Origin of the sequence: Streptomyces sp. Ru73 (assembly GCF_002920575.1) — a bacterium.
Lineage (GTDB): Bacteria > Actinomycetota > Actinomycetes > Streptomycetales > Streptomycetaceae > Streptomyces.
The window spans coordinates 1-736 of sequence record NZ_PQSQ01000227.1; the positions used below are offsets into that span (position 1 = coordinate 1).

Sequence of the window (736 nt, forward strand, 5' to 3'; positions counted from 1 at the left end):
GTCGGGTCTGGCCCGTTGCCGGGCGCCTGTGCAGGTGAGCGCTGGTGCCGCGTAAGCCCCACCCGCTGGCCGGGCGCGGCTGCGCAGGCGGAGCCGGCGCGGGGCTCGGGTGAGACGCGATGCGCTGAGCGCGCCTAGCGTGACGGTGGCCCGGTCGCCGGTTGGCGGGTGGGCCACCGTCGTTGGTGTCAGGCCGAGGGCGTCTCCCACTGGGTGTGCTGGAGCTGGAGGAGCGTACGCAGGCGGGTCGTGCGCTCCTTGGCGGGGATTTCGGCGACCGCGCGGGGCAGGGCCTGGTCCGCGCCCTGGACCACGGACAGGTGCCGCTCGGCGCGTCCGAAGGCGGTGTAGACCCAGGAGCGGGTCAGGCCGGGGGCCGCATCGCCCGGTACGACCACCACGGCCGCCGGCCAGCGCATCCCCACCGCCTGGTGCGCGGTCATCGCCCAGCCGTGCCGCAGGGCGCCGCCCGCCACCTGCTCGCGCGGTACGACGACGGGCGCGCCGCCGCAGTCCAGCCGCAGACCGTCCGCGTCCGCGCCGGTGACCTGACCCGGCACCGTACGCCCGGGGGCCGGGCTGTACGCCACGCGGTCGCCGGGGTCGAAGCCGCCGAAGCGACCCGGGCCGGGGTTCAGCCGCTCCTTCAGCGCGGCATTGAGCGCACGGGTACCGGCGGCCCCGCCGTGCCCGACGGTGATGATCTGCGTCTCGGCCGTCGGCACGCCGATCGCGC

General features: G+C 77.0%; 1 protein-coding gene. It reads right to left on the bottom strand.

Annotated elements, in window-relative coordinates; translation table 11 throughout:
• Positions 1 to 188: 188 nt before the first annotated feature.
• A partial coding sequence (locus C3486_RS36705) for an ATP-binding domain-containing protein (protein ID WP_181138822.1) occupies positions 189 to 736 on the bottom strand: 548 nt, incomplete at its 5' end.